Here is a 20,839-nt window from a genome sequence, read left to right as displayed (position 1 = left end):
TTTTTGTTTTGCTTTGATCCTCATATATAATAACAATCTAGAATAAATATGGAGGTTGGTCATGATGAATGTAGACAAATCAGTAGTTGATATGTGGGAAGATTACCTTGAGTCAATTGGGGAAAAACCCGAGGAAACAAAACTGACATATGAGTCTTGGCATTTCTGTGATAATGAGAAGGATGCCAATGAACTTATAGAGCTGGTTTTGGAAGGAACAAAGAGAGCGACTGCTTCTCTGCATATGTTGTATGAGATTGAGGATGAAAAAGTTCCTTCTGAAGGTGGTTTAAACATTTTGACAGATTGGGATGGAAGAGCGAAATGTATAACAAGGGATAAGAAGGTCTCAATACTTCCTTTCAAGGATATTACTGAAGAGCATGCCAGGATTGAAGGCGAAGGAGACAAATCATTGGAATACTGGAGACGAGCTCACATCGCTTTTTTCGGAAGGGACACGGATAGCCTGGGAGTTGATTTTAGCGAGGATTTATTGGTTGTATTTGAAGAATTTGAAGTTGTTTATCCATAATGATTAAAGTGAAAGCCCAGAATTCATTGAGTTGAATTCTGGGCTTTATACTGATGCAATAAACTAAAGCATAAATAAATTGACGGATAGATATAAAATCAGTAAATTCAATGCAACTGGACTGGAAATATTGTACAATAAAAAAGAGCCATTGGTTTACAGCGATAACAAATTTACTAACTGACAAAGGATGATGGACATGAGAGAATTATGGGAGATATTTATAGCCTTCTTCAAGATGAGTGGAGTAACATTTGGCGGCGGCTACGCAATGCTGCCTATCTTGCAAAGAGAAATAGTTGACAACAAGAAGTGGATGACCGAAGAAAGGATAATAGACTATTATGCTGTAAGTCAGGGACTACCAGGAATAATAGCAGTTAATGTGGCAATTTTTATCGGCAAGGAAAGAAAAGGAATTCCAGGGGGCATTGCCGGAGCTCTTGGAATTGTTGGTCCCTGCCTTTTTATAATTACTTTTATTGCGGCATTTTTAAGCAATTTTCAGGACAATCCAATAGTCAGAAATGCATTTGCAGGAATCGCAGTGTGCGTTTCAGCACTTATACTAAACTCTGTAATCGGACTCTGGAAAAAGGGAGTTGTGGACAAGACAGGAATTGCAGTATTTGCAATGGTATTCATGGGGATGATGGCAACAGGTTTGTCACCCATAGTTCTTATAGTTGCTTCCGCTATTTTTGGTATTGTTTCCAGAAAGGTGGCAGGAGGTGCTATTAGATGATTTATGCGAAATTATTCTATGAGTTTTTAAAGATAGGATTCTTCACAATCGGAGGAGGAATGGCTACCATTCCATTTCTTCAGGACCTATCAGAATCAACAGGCTGGTATTCAATATCATTTATTGCAGACATGGTTGCAATATCAGAGTCAACTCCTGGTCCAATAGGCATAAATATGGCTACCTATGTTGGATATAACGTAGCAGGAATATTAGGAGGGGTACTGGCTACTCTGGGACTTCTTGTTCCGTCCATCATAATTGTTTCAATCGTATCAGGATATCTGGAAAAATTCAGAAAGAGTTCAGTTGTTGAGAATGTATTCTATGGACTTAGGCCTGCAGTAACAGGACTTATTGCAGCAGCAGGGGTTGAAATAGTGAGAATAGCGGTACTCAATACTGAACTATACGAGACCACCAATGTAATTGGTGATTTGTTTGATTGGAGGAAAGTGCTGTATTTCGGAATCATTTTTTATCTTATTAGAAGATTCAAGAAGCATCCGGTAGCTTACATAGCATTGTCAGCAGTTATTGGAATAGCATTTGGATTTGCAAATTAGAATTAAGGATGAAGCATTCCTTTAAGGAGAGCTTCATCCTTTGTGTTTATAGGACTGAAAATCTTAATCTTAATTGTGCCATAACTGTATTTGACAGTAGCGGATTAAAGTAGTATTATTTAGATAGACCACATGGTCAAGACCAGCAGGTCTATAAAGAGTGAAAGGAGTCAAATCATGGAGTCCAAAAGTTTTGAAAGAAGAGATCAACTTATAGAAGCCGCTTTGGATGAGTTTTCTGAAAACTCCTATGATGAAGCTTCTCTTAATAATATAATTAAGAATACCGGCATAAGCAAAGGCACTTTCTACTATCACTTAAAAAATAAGGAAGCCCTATATTTGTATCTGTTGAAGCATTCAGCGGCTGCAAAGTGGGAATATATTGAAAAAAGATCAAATGAGATAGACCAGTCTGATATTGGGACAGATATATTTTCAATCTTTATGTTTAAGGCAAGATTGGGAGCTGAATTTGGAAAACTTTATCCCAAATATCATCGATTAGGCATTATGTTCTCGAAGGAAAAGAACAATGAGATCTACAATAAGGCATTTGAAGTGCTGGGAACAGATTCTGATAGTATTCTTAGAAAAATGATAGAAAAGGCCATAGAAAATGGAGACTTAAGAAAGGATTTACCAAAGGAATTTGTCATAAATATAGTTAGTTATCTTTTCAATCACTATACAGATGTTTTTCAGCAGGATGAAGACCTGACTCTGGAAAAGATGATTTATAATATTGATAACTATGTTGAGTTTATGAAGAACGGAATAGGCAGCAAAAAATAAAAAAGGAAGGAGAGTATGATTTTAGTCTAGGACTATTTCATACAAGAGAGCCATGAAAATGAAACTGGTAGTCGCATTGGTTGTATTTACAGCCGTGGCAGCGGGAATATTTTATTTCTTGACAACAGGTAACATTGGAACAAGGTACAACACAGCCCAGGTAGAAAAGGGAGAAGTGGGGAAATTTGTCCAGGAGACTGGAAGAGTAAGCTCCAAAAACATTAGAAAATTCTACGGTAGCAGTGCCAATAAAGTAGAATCTTTGAATGTCCAGCTGGGGGATCACGTAAATAGTGGACAGCTGTTGATTAGCTACGAAGACAATTTGGATATTGAGATTCAAAAGGTAAGGAAGCAAATAGAAGCCCTTGAGGCTACATATTCTGATGCAGCGTCGGGGACAGATATTGAAAGAATAAACAGCGCCAAAATTGAAATAGCAAGAATTAATGGAAATATTGAGCTTGCGACAAAAAATAAGGACAGGATTGAGGAGCTTTACAATAACGGAGCAGTATCCCTGGTGGAGCTGGAGCAGGCTCAGAATAATTTGGCACAGCTTCAAAGCAGTCTGGCGGTTGCACAGAACAACTATAATCAATTGATTAAAGGAGTTTCAGGAAGTACGAGAAAGAGATACGAAGCAGAAATAGATGTTCTGCTTCTGACACTTGAATCCCTTGAGAAAAGCAGGGAAAATTCCATGATTTATTCAGACATTGATGGTATAGTCACAGAACTGAATACCTTTATTGGAGATGTTCCCATGGCAGGTTCAATGATTCTGGAGATACAGGATCCGTCAGCAAAGGTCGTGCTAATTGATTTCATGGTTGAAGATGCTCTCCTGATCAAGCCAGATATGAGGGCTTTGATAATCGATCAGAACCTTGGAATAGACATTGATAATCTAAAGGTTGGTAGAGTATATCCAAAGGCATTCATTACCATGTCAGAGTTGGGAGTTGAAGAAAATAGACAGACAGTGGAGATTGAACTTCCGGGTAATACTGAAGACTTGCCCTATGGAGTAGAGTTGGAGACAAGGATAATTGTTGATGAATCTGAAGAAGCCCTACTGATTCCTAAAGAAGCGGTATATTCAAGGAATGGCAATAGTTATGTCGAGATTCTGCAGGACGGAGAATCGGTTGAAAGGGAAATCGTAACAGGGATTGAGGATGGGAATAGCATTGAGATAATGGAAGGATTGGCTGAAGGGGAAAGTGTAATTCTTAATTACAGGGAAGATTAGAGGACTTGGTCCTAATGAAAGAAGGGATAGGATGATTAAGGTCAAGAACCTTTTCCACTCATACAGCAATGATGAAAAATATGCAGTCAAAGATATTAGCTTTCAGGTGGAAAAGGGAGAAATATTTGGTTTCCTTGGACCTTCTGGAGCAGGTAAATCCACAACCCAGAATATACTTGTGGGTCTGCTTCAGCTACAAGACGGAGAGGTCGAGGTGGCTGGATACGATGTCAAGCAAATAAAGAATAAGATGTTCAACAAGATAGGTATGTCCTTTGAACAATCGAATGTTTACAACAAGATGTCAGGGTTGGAGAACCTTGAGTTCTACGGTAAGCTTTTTGATGTGGAGACAAGGGACCCAATGGACCTGATCAGAATGGTGGGGCTTGATGGTAAGGAAAAAATAAAAGCCGGGGAGTATTCAAAGGGTATGAAGCACAGGCTGACATTTGCCAGATCAATGATAAACAATCCTGAGATATGGTTTCTGGACGAGCCTACCACTGGACTTGACCCTGCCATAGCATCAAACATAAAAGATATCATAAAGGAGCAGAATGAGAAGGGAGTTACTGTATTTCTCACAACCCACAACATGTATATTGCAGATGAGCTGTGCGACAGGGTTGCATTTATTGTGGACGGGAAAATAAGACTTATAGATTCACCCAAGCAACTTAAGCTTAAGTACGGTGAAAAGTTGGTGGAGGTTGAGTACTACAAGGATGGCGAACTGCTTAAGGAAAGCTATTCCACTGTGGTTGAAGAGGAAAAGAACAAGCTGATAGAAGTCATAAGGAGCAATGATATTCAGACCATGCATACCAAGGAAGCAACCCTTGAGGAGATATTCATCAAGGTAACGGGAAGGGGTCTGGTCTAAATGAAGCTATGGTATAGTTTTATTAAGGAGTTGAAGCTGTCATCAAAAAGCTGGTATTTCTATATTGAGCTTGGCATGGCCATTGTCCTTCTTCTGGTACTCCTCTTTGTTGTACCTGAGAATTTCGACAGCAAGGGTAAGGAGTACATTTACCTGGACCTACCAAATGTTGTCAGGGAAAGGCTAAAAGACAACCTGCTTGAAGAGGATTTGGATGAGATGTCTCAGCTGGTTGAGGTTGAGGCAAACGACACAATATATGTAGCAGAAATGTATGAAACAGAGGAATCAGAAATATATCTTCTCAACAGCATGGAAGCATTGAATGCATTCTCAAATTCAGAAAGGGTACCTGCTGTGCATGTACGGGTGAACGAGAATAATCAAGTTGTTCAAACCTACTACCTGCAGGGTTATGAAACCCAGAAGCTTAAGAATCTACTTTTGGTTTTCCAGAACAGCAAGGCAGGGCATGATGTAATTGAGAATTACACCGACGATATTATTGTAAGGTCAATCTATCAGGATGCTGAACCTCTAAGCGACAGGGAGAACGTCATACCAGTCTTCCTTACCTTTAACGGAAGCCTGATGAGTCTTTTCATAATTGCAGCATATATTTTCCTGGACAAGGATGAGGGAATAATAAAGGCATATGCCGTTACAGCATCTTCAGTATGGCATTACCTGCTAAGCAAGATTGGCGTTATAATCATTACATCCATTGCAACAACCTTGATTGTCACCGTACCAATAATGGGTCTGCAGCCAAATTATCCGGTCATGCTACTGTTTCTGGTCACCTCAGGATTCTTCGCAGCTTCACTGGGACTTTTTCTAACAAGCTACTACAAGGATATTGTGCAGGCATTTGGAGCCCTTTACATTGTAATAGTAATACTGATAATGCCAAACATATCCTACTTTACACCAAGCTGGGATCCCGATTGGGTCAAGATAATTCCAAGCTACGTGATGCTTCAGAGCTTCAAGGAAATAATATCAGTAAACGGGAACATGTCATATGTTATGGTCGCTTCCCTGGGTTTTGCGGTTTTGGGAATAGATATTTTTATCCTAGCGAATTACAGATTCAAGAAGACCCTGACTCTGTGAAGGAGTGTTATAAATGATCAGGAAAATACTTTTAATATTTCAAAGGGACTTGAAAACCAGCGTAAGGAACTTTATAACACTATATATAATCGTTGTACCGGTTATTTTTGCTGTAATGATCAATGTATTCTCCCCAGGAATCAATGACACCACAGTTGAGATTGTGCTTCTCGAGGGAGAGAATCCACAGCAGGAGGAATACTTCAGCCAATTTGCAAAGGTAGAGGTGCTTGAAACTGTTGAAGACATTGAGAAAAGGGTTATAAAAAGAGACAATATAATCGGGGTCCTTCCAGACCAGGGTGATGAGTACTTCATCCTGAGACAGGGGAACGAACCTGACTATATTGTAGATTATGTAAAAAACCTAACTGCCTTTGACCATTACGATATCGGGATTGAGGACACCACAGCTGAGATAGTGGATTATGGAAGGGATATACCACCTTTAAAGAAGCTCATGGTAAATGTTGCCATAATATTTACATCCATACTTGGTGGAATGATAATTGCCCTAAATATTGTGGAGGAAAAAACCGATAACACAATAAGTGCAATTAACCTATCGCCTGTATCCAGACTTGGGTTTATTGCTGGAAAAAGCCTGATAGGAGTATTTATACCGATTGTAGGTGCATTTTTACTCCTCTTTATTACTGGATTCAGGGACATAAACTACTTCCACGCATTTCTTATGGTTGCAACCACTTGTCTGATAAGCGTGCTTGTAGGCTTCATTGAGGGAGTCAATAACGACGATGTAATGACAGCAGCAGGTAATATGAAATTACTGTTTCTACCTCTTTTTGGTAGTATTGCAGGGGTTGAGCTTCTTGCTGACAAATGGCAACCTCTCTTCTATTGGGTGCCATTCTACTGGGCATACAAGGGGAATAATCTGGTGCTGTCAAATAGCGGATCCTTGCTCGACATAATCAGATATTCGGGGATTGTCCTTGGTATTAGTGTTGTAGTATTCATATTATTGGCACCAAGAATTAGAAAAGGCCTGGAATAACCGGTTCTGCATAAATAGTAAACTGGTTAATTATAAAGGGAGGTGTTCTTATGATAGTATGGGGTATTTTGGCAGTTGTTTATGCTGCAGCAGTTGTAGTGATAGCTGTTGTAAAGCCTGAAAAGATTTGGAACATGAAAAAGATTGAGCTTTTCAAGAAGGTACTGGGAGATAGGGGTACAGAAATATTTTTCTATATTTGGGCACTTATATTCCTGGTACTTGGGATCTGGCTCATAACAAGATAAGAAGCACAAAAAAGCTCTCCAAACGGAGAGCTTTTAATATCTTGTCTTAAGTATTTCCTTTTCAATTTCCAACAATTCTTTCCTTGTGTTTTCACTTAACTTTGAATACAAATCAGTCCTGGCCTCTGCAGCCTTGGCTTTCTTATCCAGGTTCTTTTCTTTTGGGAATAGGGAAGCCCATTGAATTTTTTTGCCATCCTGGTACAAATCATAGTCAATTATTCTTCTACCGTCCTCCAGATATTCCATTCCAAATAGAATCTTCTTGATTTCAGCTGGAGAATAGAATGTAAGTAGACGGATGCTGTAGACATCAATAAACAAAAGGGCTCTCGGTTGATCCTTGGACCAGGATTCACCTGTTAAAAGACCTAACTGAAGAGAATCAAGAACAGTCAGCAATCTTTTATAATGTAGCTCATAGGCACCAAAACTGTCATAAATTCGAATCTCCAGACTAGACCATCCTTTGGAACCAACACCAAGGTTCAAGTACTTGATCGAGTGTCTCCTAAGCACCTGTTTAATTTTAAAATAATCCTCATCAAGTCGAATAAACTTAGGATGCAGGTCATCAGCGGTCATTGACTTGTAGAGAGGCTTGTCGGTTATACCGATTATTGTCCTGTCTTCAAATCCATTATCGCTGCAATCATCGTAAGAAGCAAGCTCACCGCCTAAATCGTCCTTTACTTTGTTTGCTACCTCCTGAAGATTACCTGCAGATCGCATAATCAATGCCTGAGGACCCGACCTTAGGGTCTCAACCAATCCGCTGCGAATCGAAGAACGGAGCCTGCAGGCAAGTACAAGTGGATCCACAAATACCACCAAGGCATCGGTTTTTGTATACTTGGTCTTTTCCTCATTATCATAGCGAATAAGGAAGACAATAGTATGATTTTCATCACTCTCTTTCATCACTGTTTCCATTTCAACAACAATCGCTCCAAATTCATCTTCAAGGAAATCAATAAGTTCACTTTTTCTAGATGTAGTTATCAGTAATGACCTGGGGCCACTTCTTACCAGTGATACCATACAACCATCCCCTTCTTGGAATTATAGATTCGTTTTTCGCCTCTTTAGTCTTTCGTTGTCCGTACCAGCTGGGTATTTTAATTTCACTATATCCAGAGTTCCCACATCAATCAGATGAATAGCTGAAATACCGTTAAGATAAACTTTATCACCAATGGATTGGCTTTCGATTGAAAGATCATGACCAAAAAGATAAATATCTGCTTCAATATCTGACAAGTGATCAGAATAATGACTAATAGCAAATGCCTTGTCATCAATCTGGAGTAGCTTCTTATCCTCAATGACATGAATTCTTCCTGCATGCTTTTTAACAAATTCAAGATTGTCATGGTTTCCCAACGAAAGGTACAGTTCCTTGGCAGAAGACGAGTTTAGAATCCTTAACATCTTCCTAGCCTCATGTTTGTATCTGTTCAGGTAACTGGGATGCATATGCAACTTTATATCGTCAGCAATATCTCCGGTATGGACAATGTAATCAGGTTTAAGAACCTTGATTATTCTTTTGATCTCCGGATACAGAGTGCTGGGAGTGTCTGAAATATGCAATAGCCTCAATCTATCTGAATCTGTGAGTTCAACTTCAATATGAACTCTACCCAGTATGGAATTTATTATTCTTCGAACACTAGCCATAAAAACACCTCTATATAATTATACATTAAAACATAAGATTAATACCATATTTTGCTTGAAAACAATATTGTTTATGATATCCATTAAAAAATATTCAGAATATATCGAATACTTTAGTGTATTTACGAGCAAATGTTAATGTGATATGATGAAAATAGTGGAGAATATTTAACAATTACATAATAATATTGTCAAGAAAAATACAATACAAATGAAAGGGAGTTATGCAATGAGTAAACCAATTATGTCAGCACATTTTGAATCAAGGAAGCCTTCAGATGTTAGATTAGCTCAAATGAAGTACGACGAGAGAGAAAAGAAACCCGAAGCAGTAATCAATGTTGGAATCGGAAATGTATCTTTACCAACCAATCCAGCAATGATGAAGAGGTTATTTAACCTGGATGCTCCGGAAAGTCCATTTTCAAAAGGTGTTATAAGATATTCAGGAACAGCAGGAACTCCGGAGGCTCAGGATGCCTTTAAAAACATACTTAAGAGTGAAGGATTTGATACCAGCAAGCTGAATGTTCAGGTAACAGATGGTGGATCATCTGGAATGGAGCTTGTAATACTTGGAGTTTGCGGACCAGCTGGAGAAAATGAAAGACCACTTATGATGATTGACCCAGCATACACCAATTATTTGTCATTTGCTCAAAGAGTTGGTAGAAAGACAGTTACAATCAAGCGTCACATGGGAGAAGATGGCAAGTTTAATCTACCGGAAATGTCAGATATCGAAGAAATGATAGTTGAGAATAACCCAGGCGGATTATTGGTAATCCCATATGACAACCCGACAGGACAGCTTTATGATCATGAAACACTGGTAGATCTTGCCAAATTATGTGTAAAGCATAACATGTGGTTAATCGGTGACGAAGCTTACAGAGAACTTTATTATAGAGAAGACAAGGATCTGATAAGTGTATGGGCATTGACAGAAGAAGAGGTACCAGGAATCGTAGGCAGAAGAATAAGCATTGAGACTGCTTCAAAGGTTTGGAATGCATGTGGTTTGAGAATCGGTGCAGTTATTTCAGACAATGCTGAGTTCAGCAAGAAATCAATCGCTGAATACACTGCAAATCTATGTGCAAATGTAATCGGTCAGTATATCTTCGGAGCACTTGCACACGAAAGCAAGGAAGACATCCTTGGATGGTGCAAGGAGCAAAGAGACTACTACAAGGATATGATTGTCAAGGTAAGAAATGGTCTTCTTGAGAAGGAACCTGGTCTTATCGTATCAAGTCCGGATGCATCAATCTATTCAGTAATAGATGTAAGAAACGTTGTAAAACCAGGATTTGATTCAATTGACTTCGTCCTGTATTGTGCAGGGGAAGGATTAGTTGAACTTGACGGAGTGGAGACTACACTGCTTGTTGCTCCAATGAAAGGTTTCTATGATGTTAAGGATTCATCAGAGAATCCAGGAACAACTCAGTTCAGGATCTCCTTTGTTGAATCACCAGAGAACATGGCAAAGGTTCCAGGGTTGTTTGTGGAACTTCTAAGAAAATTCGAAGCCCAAAGATAAAAAATGTAATTTTAGTCTACCTGATCAATCAGGTAGACTGTTTTTTTTGACTAGAAGGTGTAAAGGATATATTATAGCCAATGCTCCTCCCATAACTGATATAAGGATAACTGGCACATGATTTACAAGATATCCTGACACCAGCAGGGAAATTGGCAGGACAATCTTAACCAGACTCATGGTAAGACCAAATACAACACCTCTTAGATTCGAAGGGATCTCATCCTGCATTATCGTTATTATTGGAATATCAACATATGATATGGCAATACCCATCAATATGCTTAATGCTGAAAAATATAGTCCATACATCAGTATTCCAGAGCTTTCAACCAGTAGAGGAAAGCCAACAATTGAAGCCAGCAATGACAGCAAGCAGGTTGCAAAGATCAATATTCTTGAGTATGAGTTTCGCACCAGAACTTTTTCAATTGTAAGTGTACCGATTATCAGACCAATTGGAAACATGGCGTTGATAAGTCCAAATAGCTCAGGTGGAAGCTTCAACAGCTCGTTTATGATATATGGCATAGGTACATTCACTGAAAACCCAAGAAGAAAATTCAGTATTACAAACAGCATAAAGACCTCTTTTAAAACCTTGGAATGAAGCATGTACTTTGCACCTCTAGCCATATGAGGAACAAATGGCGGATTGCTATCCTTTGCCTGGTCAGAATGAAACTCATAGTTGATAAAAATTTCTGAAACAGCTGATGCGAAAAATGAAACACAGTTTATCAGTATGAATAATTGAATATCAATAACAGCAAACATCACACCACCAAGGGCAGGACCTAGAATGGATGTTGAGGAATCAATCAGTTTGCCGATTGAGTTCAGCTTAAGACGCTTTCCTGGTTTTACCAGATTTGGCTTTGCTGCTTCAAATGCGATGTTGAATATGCTGGAAAAAATGCTAAGAAGTATTGTTGTCAGGTATATTGTAGTTAGATTCAAACCTCCAGATAAGCTGATTCTATAAAGTCCAAGGAACAAGACCCCATTGGCAAGGTCCATACCAACAATTAGATTTCTTTTGGAGATCTTATCTGCAAGAACTCCAGCTATTGGGCTCATAATAATCATTGGAAGAATATGAAGCATAATTGTGGTTGCATAATTAAGTGCCGAACCAGTCAGATTAAGAACATAAAGCCCTATTGCAAAGCTGTAGATTGAGGATGCAAACATCGAAACTGATTTTCCTGTAGAGAAAAGTACAATATTTTTAAGTTCCCCTTTTTCAATATATTTTGTTGCCAGCTCACTCATATAAATTCTCCTTTCCTAGCTATATGGAAAGTATAATATATGGTGTAAACCCGACCACAATAGGGAATTTATAATAAATTCTGCAAAAAAAATAGTAAAGCATGGTGTTAACCCCATGCTTTATGGTTTCATTTTCAGTCTACCGATGTAAAGATAGTTATAAATCTTCTCGCCTTTAACAAAGAAACTTTCCTTTGGTCCTCCTTCAGAAATAGGAGATGTTTCATGCTCGCTAAGCTGTTTAAATCCTAGACCTTGAATATGAGATTTAAGTTCATCCTTAATAAACCATTTTCTACTAGAATCTGGAATCATTGTATTAAGAGCAAAATTTTTGAATACCAGATATTGTCCATGGAGTATTGCATCTTCCTTGAGAAGTGGAATCAAGGAATCAAGCAGGAAATCACTATTGTCAAAAGCAAAGTTGGAGCTTCCCGTCGCATCTACGAGAGTATCAACGGTTTTAGGTCTAAGAGGTATTCTTCTGAAGTCACAACAAAGGTAGAGTATTCTTTTATCACCAACCACATCAGCCAAAGATTTTTTCAACCATCTGTGAGCGTTGGGATTGTAATCTACAGCAATGTAGATTGACTGCTTGGGAAACAGGTCGAGCATGTTTCTTAGGAAGAATCCTCTTCCGGAGCCCAGTTCAAGGATTATTCCATTTTCCGATTTGGGGAAATGGTAGTTGTTTCTTGCCCATTGAAGCGACAAATGAAGATTCTTAAGATAATCTATGTGTGTAGTCTGAACATAATCCTCAACAAAGGAATCATCAAAATCAGCACAAGAATCGGGGTCAAGAAAATCCTTTCCAAATAGTATTCCATCCTTGATCTGTAGAGTTTCTGAACAGGAACATTTAAGCTCCCCTGTAATAATCTCTCCATTTTCAATGTGACCTTCTGATAGAACATATGAGCTCTGGCATTTGCTGCAGTAAAGAAGAGGCAGCACGCTCAATGGTACTCCGGCCTTATCCTGCTTGCGAATAGACTTATCAGGCATTGAGTCGACAGTTGCCTGAAGCTTGCTCTTCATATCCTGGAGTCTTTCCAATTCAGCATCTATCCATTTCATTTTGTTCTCAAAAAATGCTCTATAGGTTTCTCTTCTACTGTATCCAGTATGTCTCCCAATTCTTTCAAAGATTATCAGGGTCTGAATTTCTGCAAGGGAAAATCCAATTTGCTTAAGAGCAATTATTGAGTTGTAATCATCTTGACAATTCTTGTCGAATTCATAGAAGGAGCCTTTCTTATCAGGCGTTAATAATGAAAGATCCATATAATGTCTGATGGTATCAATAGTGGTTTTGTTTTCAATTGCAAATTCACCTATTTTCACATAAATCACTCCTGACATCTACTATTGATTTGATTATATCAATATTTCAATGCTAATACATACTTTATTCAAAAAAATGAAAGTATTTCGATTATCATGAATTTATGGGAAAAATTTCATTTTTATGTGATAAACAATAAATAATATAAAAAATAAGGGTATAAACACATTGAGGGGTCAAAGGAGACGGACTATTGATTAGTTGTACAATGGAGGTGTTTTCAATGTCAGAGCTTAATAAGAGTTATGAGATGGTGTTTAGAAAAATGATCATGGAAACAGAAGAAATATATTCCTTTATCTTTGAGAAACCAGCAGATCTCAATTGGAAACCAGGTCAACACGGTATTTTTAGGAACTTGGAGTGCAAAGTAGAGGGGGACAAGAATTACAGAATATTTAGCTTTGCATCCATCGTGGAAGAAGATTTTGTAATGTTTTCAACAAGAATTACAGATGAATCAACTGACTGCAAGCGGAAGCTTCTGGAGCTGAAGCCCGGAGACAAGATGACTGCGGAGGATCCACAGGGGCGTTTCAGGATTAAGGACTTTAACAAGCCGATATGTTTATTGGCAGGGGGAATTGGAATAACTCCAATAAGAGCACTTCTTCAGGACATGGACTTCAATTGTATAAACCCTGTTGATCTAAGGGTTCTTTATTCGGATGACAGAGGAGCATTTGCTTACGAAGATACTTTGAAATGGCTGAATAAAAAGTACGACGGACTCCATTTAAAGCTTATTTCAGACAGAAATGAGTTTATGGAGGAGATTGAATCATTTGCCAATGATATGGGAAACAATTCAGACTACTTGATATCAGGTACTCCAGGAATGAATAAGGCTATAACCGGGAAGCTGTTGAGTCTAGGAGTAGAGAAGGAAAATATTAAAACAGATAACTTTATTGGTTATGAATAAGACATAATTTTGGGAGGATAACATGTTGCAGAGAATAATACTTAAATTCAGGAAAAGCGTATGGATATATCCGGCTATAATAAGCTCATTGTCATTTATAGGAGCTGTAGTAATAGGTATGTCTGATTCTGGAAGGTTCATAGCTTTTTATAAATTTGTACCTGTATTATTTATGACCAGCACAGGACTCTCTAAAGATATATTAGGAGTAATAGCAGCTTCACTTATAACCATGACTACCTTTACATTCTCCACAACAATGATTGTACTTACAACATACTCAGCACAATTTGGACCGAGAACGGTTGAAAATTTTCTGTCTGATGATGACACCATGAAAACAACTGGAGTCTTTATGGGAGGATTTATATATTCAATTGTAACTATGTTGTTTATGAGAAATGCTATTGGGGAACAACTTGTTGTTTCTGCAACTATAGGTATTGTATATGCAATTGTATGCTTGATTCAGTTCACTATGTATATTCAACATGTTGGATCATATATTCAGACTAATAATCTAATCAACAGACTTCAACGGGATGCAGAGAAAAAAATAGACGAATATAAAGCTCTTCTTGAAAAGGGCAAGCTGGTTGATGAATCAACTTGGGGAAGAGAAGATATGATTATAAGAATAAAAAGTAAAGAGGAGGGTTATATTCAGCTTATTGATCATAATGAGATATACAGAACAGTACAAGACATAAAAGGAATATTGTTACTTGAAAAGCTTAACGGCCAGTTTGTAACTAATGAATCAGTGTTATTTTCAATTTTCTTTGAGGAGGAGGTTAAAATTGATGAAGAGTCCATAGATAAACTTCTTGACTGTTTAACAATTGGAAAACAAAAATCAGAAATGCAGGATTTTAATTTTACAATACAGAAGATAGTCGAAATAGCCTTAAGAGCAATATCTACCGGGATTAATGATCCCAATACAGCAAGCCATTGCCTTAGGATAATGGGGGTTTTGATGGGTAAAATTGCTCGTCTTGAAGGTGGTTATCTTATGTATAGGGATGATAAAGAGTATCCAAAGGTAGCTTTTGAGGTATTTGATTTTTCAAGGCAGCTTAATTCATCATACCACCAGATCATCCATTACGGTAAAGAGGATGTTTCTGTTATGAAGGCTTTGTTAAAGTCAATGCGATTTACTGCTGAGAAGGCATCATCAAAAAACAAGGCAGCTATAGACGACTATCTCCAATATATTTGGAATGAACTTGAAAAAACACATGGCAAGGGCTATGATCTAAACATTTTGGAGAAAGAGAAGAATGAAATTATTGATATTGTAACAGAGTAATATTTAAAATGATTATATAGACTTGTAAAATTAGCATTTACGGAGTATTATTAATTTAAGGAGTTAACAAGTGAAAGGAGTGAATTGAATGAATTTTGATGGTAAGCAAATATTATCAACTTTTGTAAAGATGGAGGAAGAAGTTTCAAAATATTATGCTGAAATGGCAAAAATCGCACCTGATGAGAAGTCAAAAGCACTTTTTGAAAGATTGTCATTGGAAGAGGACAAGCATAATAAGATGTATTCCAAGTTGCTTGAAAAACACGGTGGAGATATGAACAGAGAATTCTCAGAGGAGGAGATAGAGTACACCAAGTCACTGATTGATGAAAATATCAATCAAAAACACGAGTTCGACAAGGAAAAGAAATTCTCGGATTCATTGGAGATGGCGGAAAGAATGGAGAAAGACGGTATTTTGTTCGTTCATCAGATGATGGAGATGTATCCCGATATTGCTCAGAAGGAAATGAAAGTAATACTTAGGGAAGAGAAGCTTCATCTACAGCAGGTAAGAGAAAGAATGAACTTTGGTACTCTTAGATCTTTGGGACTGTAGAGAACAATCTAAATATGTTATTTAATTGCTAAATGCAAAAAACGTGTTGGAGAATTTCTGACACGTTTTTTGTTGTAAATTACTCCATTGCTTATTTTATGCATTTCGAGGGTATCAAATCCTTAGAAGCAGAGGGGAGATTGATGTAATTGGAAAATGATGCAAGTATAGTCGGAAAATTAATATTGATTCTAGTACTTACAATGGTGAACGCCTTTTTTGCTGCATCTGAGATGGCAATGGTATCTGTTGACAGAATAAAACTATCAAGAAAGGCAGATGCCGGTGACAAAAAAGCCAGGATGCTTGTGGATATTCTCAAGGAACCGTCTAGATTTCTCTCCACCATACAGGTTGGTATAACACTAGCAGGTTTCTTTTCATCTGCATCGGCTGCTGTGAGCATATCAGCAAGGCTGGGAGATACTCTTGACAGACTCAGCGTTCCTTTTGGCCAGAATATAGCATTTATATCTATAACCCTTGTCTTGTCATATATAATGCTGGTTTTTGGAGAGCTGGTACCTAAGAGGATTGCTTTAAGATCCGCAGAAAGGTTTGCCATGTTTGCCGTTAAGCCGATCAGCTTGGTTGCAAAGCTAATGCGACCATTTGTTTCATTTTTGTCCGTGTCTACAAATACAGTTTTGAGAATCATAGGTATAAGTAAGGAGGGCGTTGAGGAGAAGGTAACGCTTGAAGAGATTGGGTCCATGGTTGAAGTTGGTCACGAGCAGGGGTTTATCAATCCGGTGGAACGTGAAATGATTCGTAGTGTAATAACCTTCGATGACAAACTGGCAGAAGAAATAATGACTGCAAGGACTGAAGTGTTTGCAATTGATGTCGATGATCCACCTGAAGAATATATAGATGAGTTTTTAAGGCTCAAGCACTCGAGGGTACCTGTTTTTGAGGAAGATATAGACAATATAATCGGAATCCTCTACCTTAAGGATTATTTATTGGAAGCCTACAACAAAGGATTCAGCAATGTAGATGTAAGGGAGATTTTAAGGCCAGCATATTTTGTTTCTGAACGAAAGAACATAAATGATTTGTTTATGGAGTTAAAAACAACCAGAAAGCATATAGCTATTCTTATTGATGAATACGGGGGATTTTCTGGTCTTGTTACAATGGAGGACCTTATTGAGGAAATAGTGGGCGATATTGACGATGAATATGATCAGGACGATCCTGATGTTAGAGTAATTGAGGAAAACTTGTTTATGGCAAGGGGATCGGTTTCAATCAAGGAATTCAACAGTAGAATAGGGCTGGAACTGGATGAAAAAGACGAGGATTACGATACTTTGGGAGGATTTCTTATCGATCAGCTGGGATATATTCCAGATGATGGCGAAACTCCTGAGGTTGTAGTTAGTGGAGCCATATTTAGGATCCAGCTGATAGAGGAGAAGAGGATTAGAACAGTCATAATACAAAAGATATGATTCAAAAAGTCTCAATCAAAAGAAGATTGAGTCATTGGGCAAGGGGCTTTTGATGGACTTAAGCTGATTATTGCTGTAAAATAGAACAAAAGAGAACAACACTGACATGAGAGGATAGGATTGTATGTTGAGAATTGCTGGGATAAGGCTGAGTCTTGATCAGGATGAGTCTACCATAGCTTCAGAAATAGCAAAAAAACTTAAGATCAGGGAAACGGATATAGTATCCTGGAAAATTTGGAAAAAATCAGTGGATGCCAGGAGAAAAAACAATATTACCTTTGTGTACTCAATAGATTTCAATGCAGTAAATGAAAGGGAGATTCTGAAGCGTCACGGTAAGAAAGGCGTATCTCAAGCAACTGCCGAGGATAGGCAATACCTGAGAAAAGAAAATATTAATGGAGCCAGACCAGTTATTGTAGGTACGGGACCTTCGGGACTGTTTGCAGGAATGGTTCTAGCCGAGATGGGCTATAGTCCAATCCTTCTAGAGAGAGGCAAGAAGGTTGAAGAAAGGGTTAAGGATGTTAGGGAGTTCTGGAATACGGGAGTTCTAAACACAGAATCCAATGTTCAGTTTGGAGAAGGTGGAGCAGGAACATTTTCGGATGGAAAGCTTACAACCATGACAAATGATCCCAGATCAAGAAAGGTTTTGGAGTATTTCGTCGAGGCGGGTGCCCCTGAGGATATCTTGTATGTAAACAAGCCACACATAGGAACAGACATACTTAGAAGAGTTGTTATAAATTTAAGGAAGAAGATTATTTCTCTGGGAGGAGAGGTAAGATTCCAGTCAAAAATGACAGGTTTGGAGATTAGGGACGGAAAAATTGTGGCTGTAATTGTAAACAACCAGGACAGTATAGTCACAGACAAAGTGGTACTGGCCCTGGGTCATAGTGCAAGGGATACATTTGAATTGCTGTATGACAAAGGATTAAATATTCAACAAAAGAGCTTTTCCATAGGCGTAAGGATCGAGCATCCTCAGAAATTGGTAGACCTGGCACAATATGGTCAGAGCCATGGGCATCCCAGACTGGGAGCCGCTGATTACAAGCTGGCAGGCCATTTTGATGGAGGCCGTTCAGCATATACCTTCTGTATGTGTCCGGGGGGGACAGTAGTTGCAGCAGCATCAGAAGAGGGGATGCTTGTCACCAATGGAATGAGTGAGCATGCAAGGAACAGACAAAATGCCAATGCAGCGCTTTTGGTAAATGTTGGACCAGAAGACTTCAACAGTGACCACCCATTGGCAGGGGTATATTTCCAGAGAGAGTGGGAAAAGAAGGCTTACCAGGAAGGTGGAGGAGGATATCTTGCACCGGCACAAAGAGTAGGTGATTTTTTGGAGGGGAGACCATCCTCCGATTTCGGAAGTGTATCACCCAGTTATAGACCGGGCGTAAAAATGACGGACTTAAGACTTTGTTTGCCTGAATATGTAACAAGTACCTTAAGAAAAGCGATTCTGGATTTTGACAAGAAACTTAAAGGCTTCGCTGATCCGGATGCTTTGATGACAGGAGTTGAAACCAGAAGCTCATCTCCAATCAGGATAGTTCGGGGAGAAGAGCATCAATCAAATATAAGTGGAATCTATCCAACGGGAGAAGGAGCTGGCTATGCGGGAGGGATAATTTCCGCAGCAGTAGATGGGATCAGAATAGCTGAATCAATTGAGGAAGAAGAGGAGATTGGATAATGGAAGAAAAAAGATTTGCAGTATTAATTGATGCCGATAATGTGTCGTCAAAGTACATCAAGTATATTCTTGATGAGACGGCCAACTATGGTGTGGCAACCTACAAGAGAATATATGGGGATTGGACCAAGCCAAATACAGTTGCATGGAAGGAAGTGCTTCTGGAGAATTCAGTGACACCTGTTCAGCAATACAGTTATACTGTGGGCAAAAATGCAACAGATGCGGCAATGATAATAGATGCCATGGATATTTTATATTCTGGTTATGTTGATGGATATTGCATTGTATCCAGCGACAGTGATTTTACAAAGCTTTCATCAAGACTAAGGGAATCTGGAATGATGGTAATTGGTATGGGAGAGAGAAAAACCCCCAAACCATTTATTGCATCTTGTAATCTGTTCAAGTATCTGGATGTGTTGGCTGAATCTGAAAAGCAGACAATGGGAATGCAGGATTATGGAGAAATTGGTGCAAAGAAAGTCAATGGTCAGCAAAAAAAGAAAGAGCAGAGTAGCGCCTTCGATGAAACTGAGAAGGGTATGACTGATATAAATGTAATAAAATTGGCTATAAAGAAGATGCTCAATGAAGCTGATGCAACGGATCAGAGAATGAATATGGGTGAAATCGGGAATAGACTGGCAAAGAGATATCCAGATTTTGATGTAAGAAATTATGGAGATACAAAGCTATCAAAATTCCTGAAGAAGATGGATTTTCTACAAATTGAAAAGGACAAGGAAGGCGGAACAGCAATGTGGGTGGCATTAAAAAGTGATAATGAGGAAGAAAAGCCCGAAATCACCCAGGAAAAAAGCAAGAGAAGCTATAAAAAAAGAAAGAAAACATAGTAGGAGATAAGCCATGGAAAACAATCAGGATTTTTTAAAGGGGATAGCAAAAATAGGGGTCAAGATCGGAGTCGGACTTCTCATATTATTACTGGTAATAATCTTTAATCAGACTGTTCAAATAGTTAATTTTATGAGTTCAATCAACCCCATGCTTGGAAATATAACACTGGTATTGTTAATCGTACTTTTTGCTTCCTTGCTTCTGATGCCCTTGTTGGGATTTTTAAGGTATAACAAGGGGATGGAACTACCGGAGGATGAGGAGTCTGAAGAGTTTAAGGAATACCTGCAGCGGACCAGAAAGAGTTTGACCAGGAACAAGTACCTTAAGCAAGAGAATTTTGAATTTGACGGCGAGAAGGATTTAAAGGAAGAAATTCTCAGGGCTTATGGAATACTGGATGAAAAAGCAAGAACATCCATAAAGGAGAAATCCACTGGTGTATTCCTGACTACAGCTATTTCCCAAAATGGAGTACTTGATGGTTTCTTTGTACTGGGTGCACTTACCAAAATGGTATGGGAACTGGCAACATTGTACGAAACAAGACCATCACTCAATAGAATGCTTGTCTTGTATGGAAATGTGGCTGCAACTGTTCTTATGGCAAGAGGAGTAGAAGACCTGGATCTGCTTGATGAACAGATTGAACCCCTGGTAGCTTCGATACTGGGTGGAGGAATGGCAACACTGGTACCTGGAGCTGTTACCGTGACAACTATTGTCGTTAATTCAATTACTGAGGGGTCAGTAAACGCACTCTTGACCTTGAGAGTTGGATGCATAACACAAAGATATCTTAGCACACTAACAAAGCCAGACAGGAAAAGTCTTAGAAGAAGTGCAACAATTGAGGCATTATCAATGCTTGGTTCAGTTATGAAGGATAACACAGTGATAATATTGAAGGCTTTTAGCAAAGGTGCAACAAGAGCAGCCAGGAATACAATGAAAAGCACCTTTAAATTCTAGGCAGGAGTGATTAA

21 protein-coding genes are annotated in these 20,839 nt (G+C 38.5%); 17 read left to right on the top strand and 4 right to left on the bottom strand.

The window, feature by feature from the left end:
- Positions 1 to 61 precede the first annotated feature (61 nt).
- The 9 genes from ACOEN1_RS08575 to ACOEN1_RS08535 all read left to right on the top strand — a co-directional run bounded on the left by ACOEN1_RS08575 (position 62) and on the right by ACOEN1_RS08535 (position 7,164).
- On the top strand, positions 62 to 535 hold the full coding sequence (locus ACOEN1_RS08575) for an ASCH domain-containing protein (protein ID WP_422486474.1): 474 nt from the start codon (positions 62 to 64) through the stop codon (positions 533 to 535).
- Positions 536 to 734: 199 nt separating this feature from the next.
- Positions 735 to 1,280, top strand: coding sequence for a chromate transporter (locus tag ACOEN1_RS08570; RefSeq protein ID WP_422486473.1), 546 nt, complete (start codon positions 735 to 737; stop codon positions 1,278 to 1,280).
- A complete protein-coding gene (locus tag ACOEN1_RS08565) occupies positions 1,277 to 1,846 on the top strand; it encodes a chromate transporter (protein WP_422486472.1) in 570 nt (189 codons plus the stop codon). The genes ACOEN1_RS08570 and ACOEN1_RS08565 overlap by 4 nt, the downstream gene beginning before the upstream one ends.
- Positions 1,847 to 2,023: 177 nt before the next feature.
- The gene (locus tag ACOEN1_RS08560; RefSeq protein WP_422486471.1) at positions 2,024 to 2,641 is read left to right on the top strand and encodes a TetR/AcrR family transcriptional regulator; all 618 of its coding nucleotides are present in this window, start codon (positions 2,024 to 2,026) and stop codon (positions 2,639 to 2,641) included.
- Positions 2,642 to 2,693: 52 nt separating this feature from the next.
- Positions 2,694 to 3,896: an efflux RND transporter periplasmic adaptor subunit gene (locus ACOEN1_RS08555; protein ID WP_422486470.1), complete on the top strand. Its 1,203-nt coding sequence runs from the start codon at positions 2,694 to 2,696 to the stop codon at positions 3,894 to 3,896.
- Between the two features lie 31 nt (positions 3,897 to 3,927).
- Complete coding sequence (locus ACOEN1_RS08550) at positions 3,928 to 4,782, top strand: ATP-binding cassette domain-containing protein (RefSeq protein WP_422486469.1); 855 nt, start codon at positions 3,928 to 3,930, stop codon at positions 4,780 to 4,782.
- Positions 4,783 to 5,898 carry an ABC transporter permease gene (locus ACOEN1_RS08545; protein ID WP_422486468.1) on the top strand — a complete coding sequence of 372 codons (1,116 nt, stop codon included), beginning with the start codon at positions 4,783 to 4,785 and terminating at the stop codon, positions 5,896 to 5,898.
- A 13-nt stretch (positions 5,899 to 5,911) separates the two neighbouring features.
- Entirely contained in the window at positions 5,912 to 6,916 is a 1,005-nt protein-coding gene (locus ACOEN1_RS08540; protein ID WP_422486467.1) for an ABC transporter permease, read from the top strand.
- Positions 6,917 to 6,966: 50 nt separating this feature from the next.
- Positions 6,967 to 7,164, top strand: coding sequence for a hypothetical protein (locus tag ACOEN1_RS08535; protein WP_422486466.1), 198 nt, complete (start codon positions 6,967 to 6,969; stop codon positions 7,162 to 7,164).
- A 33-nt stretch (positions 7,165 to 7,197) separates the two neighbouring features.
- On the opposite strand, the gene ACOEN1_RS08530 is transcribed toward ACOEN1_RS08535, so the two are convergent.
- The gene (locus ACOEN1_RS08530; protein ID WP_422486465.1) at positions 7,198 to 8,205 is read right to left on the bottom strand and encodes a hypothetical protein; all 1,008 of its coding nucleotides are present in this window, start codon (positions 8,203 to 8,205) and stop codon (positions 7,198 to 7,200) included.
- 21 nt (positions 8,206 to 8,226) lie between these two features.
- On the bottom strand, positions 8,227 to 8,844 hold the full coding sequence (locus tag ACOEN1_RS08525) for a metallophosphoesterase (RefSeq protein ID WP_422486464.1): 618 nt from the start codon (positions 8,842 to 8,844) through the stop codon (positions 8,227 to 8,229).
- A gap of 229 nt (positions 8,845 to 9,073) precedes the next feature.
- Between ACOEN1_RS08525 and ACOEN1_RS08520 the strand changes: the two genes are divergently transcribed.
- Positions 9,074 to 10,390: a pyridoxal phosphate-dependent aminotransferase gene (locus ACOEN1_RS08520; protein WP_422486463.1), complete on the top strand. Its 1,317-nt coding sequence runs from the start codon at positions 9,074 to 9,076 to the stop codon at positions 10,388 to 10,390.
- A 24-nt stretch (positions 10,391 to 10,414) separates the two neighbouring features.
- On the opposite strand, the gene ACOEN1_RS08515 is transcribed toward ACOEN1_RS08520, so the two are convergent.
- Positions 10,415 to 11,665, bottom strand: coding sequence for an MFS transporter (locus ACOEN1_RS08515; RefSeq protein WP_422486462.1), 1,251 nt, complete (start codon positions 11,663 to 11,665; stop codon positions 10,415 to 10,417).
- A 120-nt stretch (positions 11,666 to 11,785) separates the two neighbouring features.
- Positions 11,786 to 13,018 carry a MerR family transcriptional regulator gene (locus ACOEN1_RS08510; RefSeq protein ID WP_422486461.1) on the bottom strand — a complete coding sequence of 411 codons (1,233 nt, stop codon included), beginning with the start codon at positions 13,016 to 13,018 and terminating at the stop codon, positions 11,786 to 11,788.
- Positions 13,019 to 13,242: 224 nt separating this feature from the next.
- Between ACOEN1_RS08510 and ACOEN1_RS08505 the strand changes: the two genes are divergently transcribed.
- The 7 genes from ACOEN1_RS08505 to ACOEN1_RS08475 all read left to right on the top strand — a co-directional run bounded on the left by ACOEN1_RS08505 (position 13,243) and on the right by ACOEN1_RS08475 (position 20,825).
- Positions 13,243 to 13,944 carry an FAD-dependent oxidoreductase gene (locus ACOEN1_RS08505; protein WP_422486460.1) on the top strand — a complete coding sequence of 234 codons (702 nt, stop codon included), beginning with the start codon at positions 13,243 to 13,245 and terminating at the stop codon, positions 13,942 to 13,944.
- A 22-nt stretch (positions 13,945 to 13,966) separates the two neighbouring features.
- Positions 13,967 to 15,259 carry a DUF2254 domain-containing protein gene (locus ACOEN1_RS08500; protein WP_422486459.1) on the top strand — a complete coding sequence of 431 codons (1,293 nt, stop codon included), beginning with the start codon at positions 13,967 to 13,969 and terminating at the stop codon, positions 15,257 to 15,259.
- 88 nt (positions 15,260 to 15,347) lie between these two features.
- Entirely contained in the window at positions 15,348 to 15,821 is a 474-nt protein-coding gene (locus ACOEN1_RS08495; protein ID WP_422486458.1) for a ferritin family protein, read from the top strand.
- Between the two features lie 149 nt (positions 15,822 to 15,970).
- Positions 15,971 to 17,278 (top strand): hemolysin family protein, encoded by a 1,308-nt coding sequence (locus tag ACOEN1_RS08490; protein ID WP_422486457.1) that lies wholly within the window; start codon positions 15,971 to 15,973, stop codon positions 17,276 to 17,278.
- 124 nt (positions 17,279 to 17,402) lie between these two features.
- Entirely contained in the window at positions 17,403 to 18,992 is a 1,590-nt protein-coding gene (locus ACOEN1_RS08485) for an NAD(P)/FAD-dependent oxidoreductase (RefSeq protein WP_422486456.1), read from the top strand.
- The gene (locus ACOEN1_RS08480) at positions 18,992 to 19,849 is read left to right on the top strand and encodes an NYN domain-containing protein (RefSeq protein ID WP_422486455.1); all 858 of its coding nucleotides are present in this window, start codon (positions 18,992 to 18,994) and stop codon (positions 19,847 to 19,849) included. Before ACOEN1_RS08485 ends, ACOEN1_RS08480 begins: the two co-directional genes overlap by 1 nt.
- 13 nt (positions 19,850 to 19,862) lie before the next feature.
- Positions 19,863 to 20,825: a DUF697 domain-containing protein gene (locus ACOEN1_RS08475; protein WP_422486454.1), complete on the top strand. Its 963-nt coding sequence runs from the start codon at positions 19,863 to 19,865 to the stop codon at positions 20,823 to 20,825.
- The last annotated feature ends 14 nt before the right edge of the window (positions 20,826 to 20,839 follow it).

This window comes from Gudongella sp. DL1XJH-153 (genome assembly GCF_049310905.1).
GTDB lineage: Bacteria > Bacillota > Clostridia > Tissierellales > Tissierellaceae > Gudongella.
The sequence above is the reverse complement of the archived record's forward strand: the minus strand, read 5'-3'. Positions and strand labels throughout refer to the sequence as shown.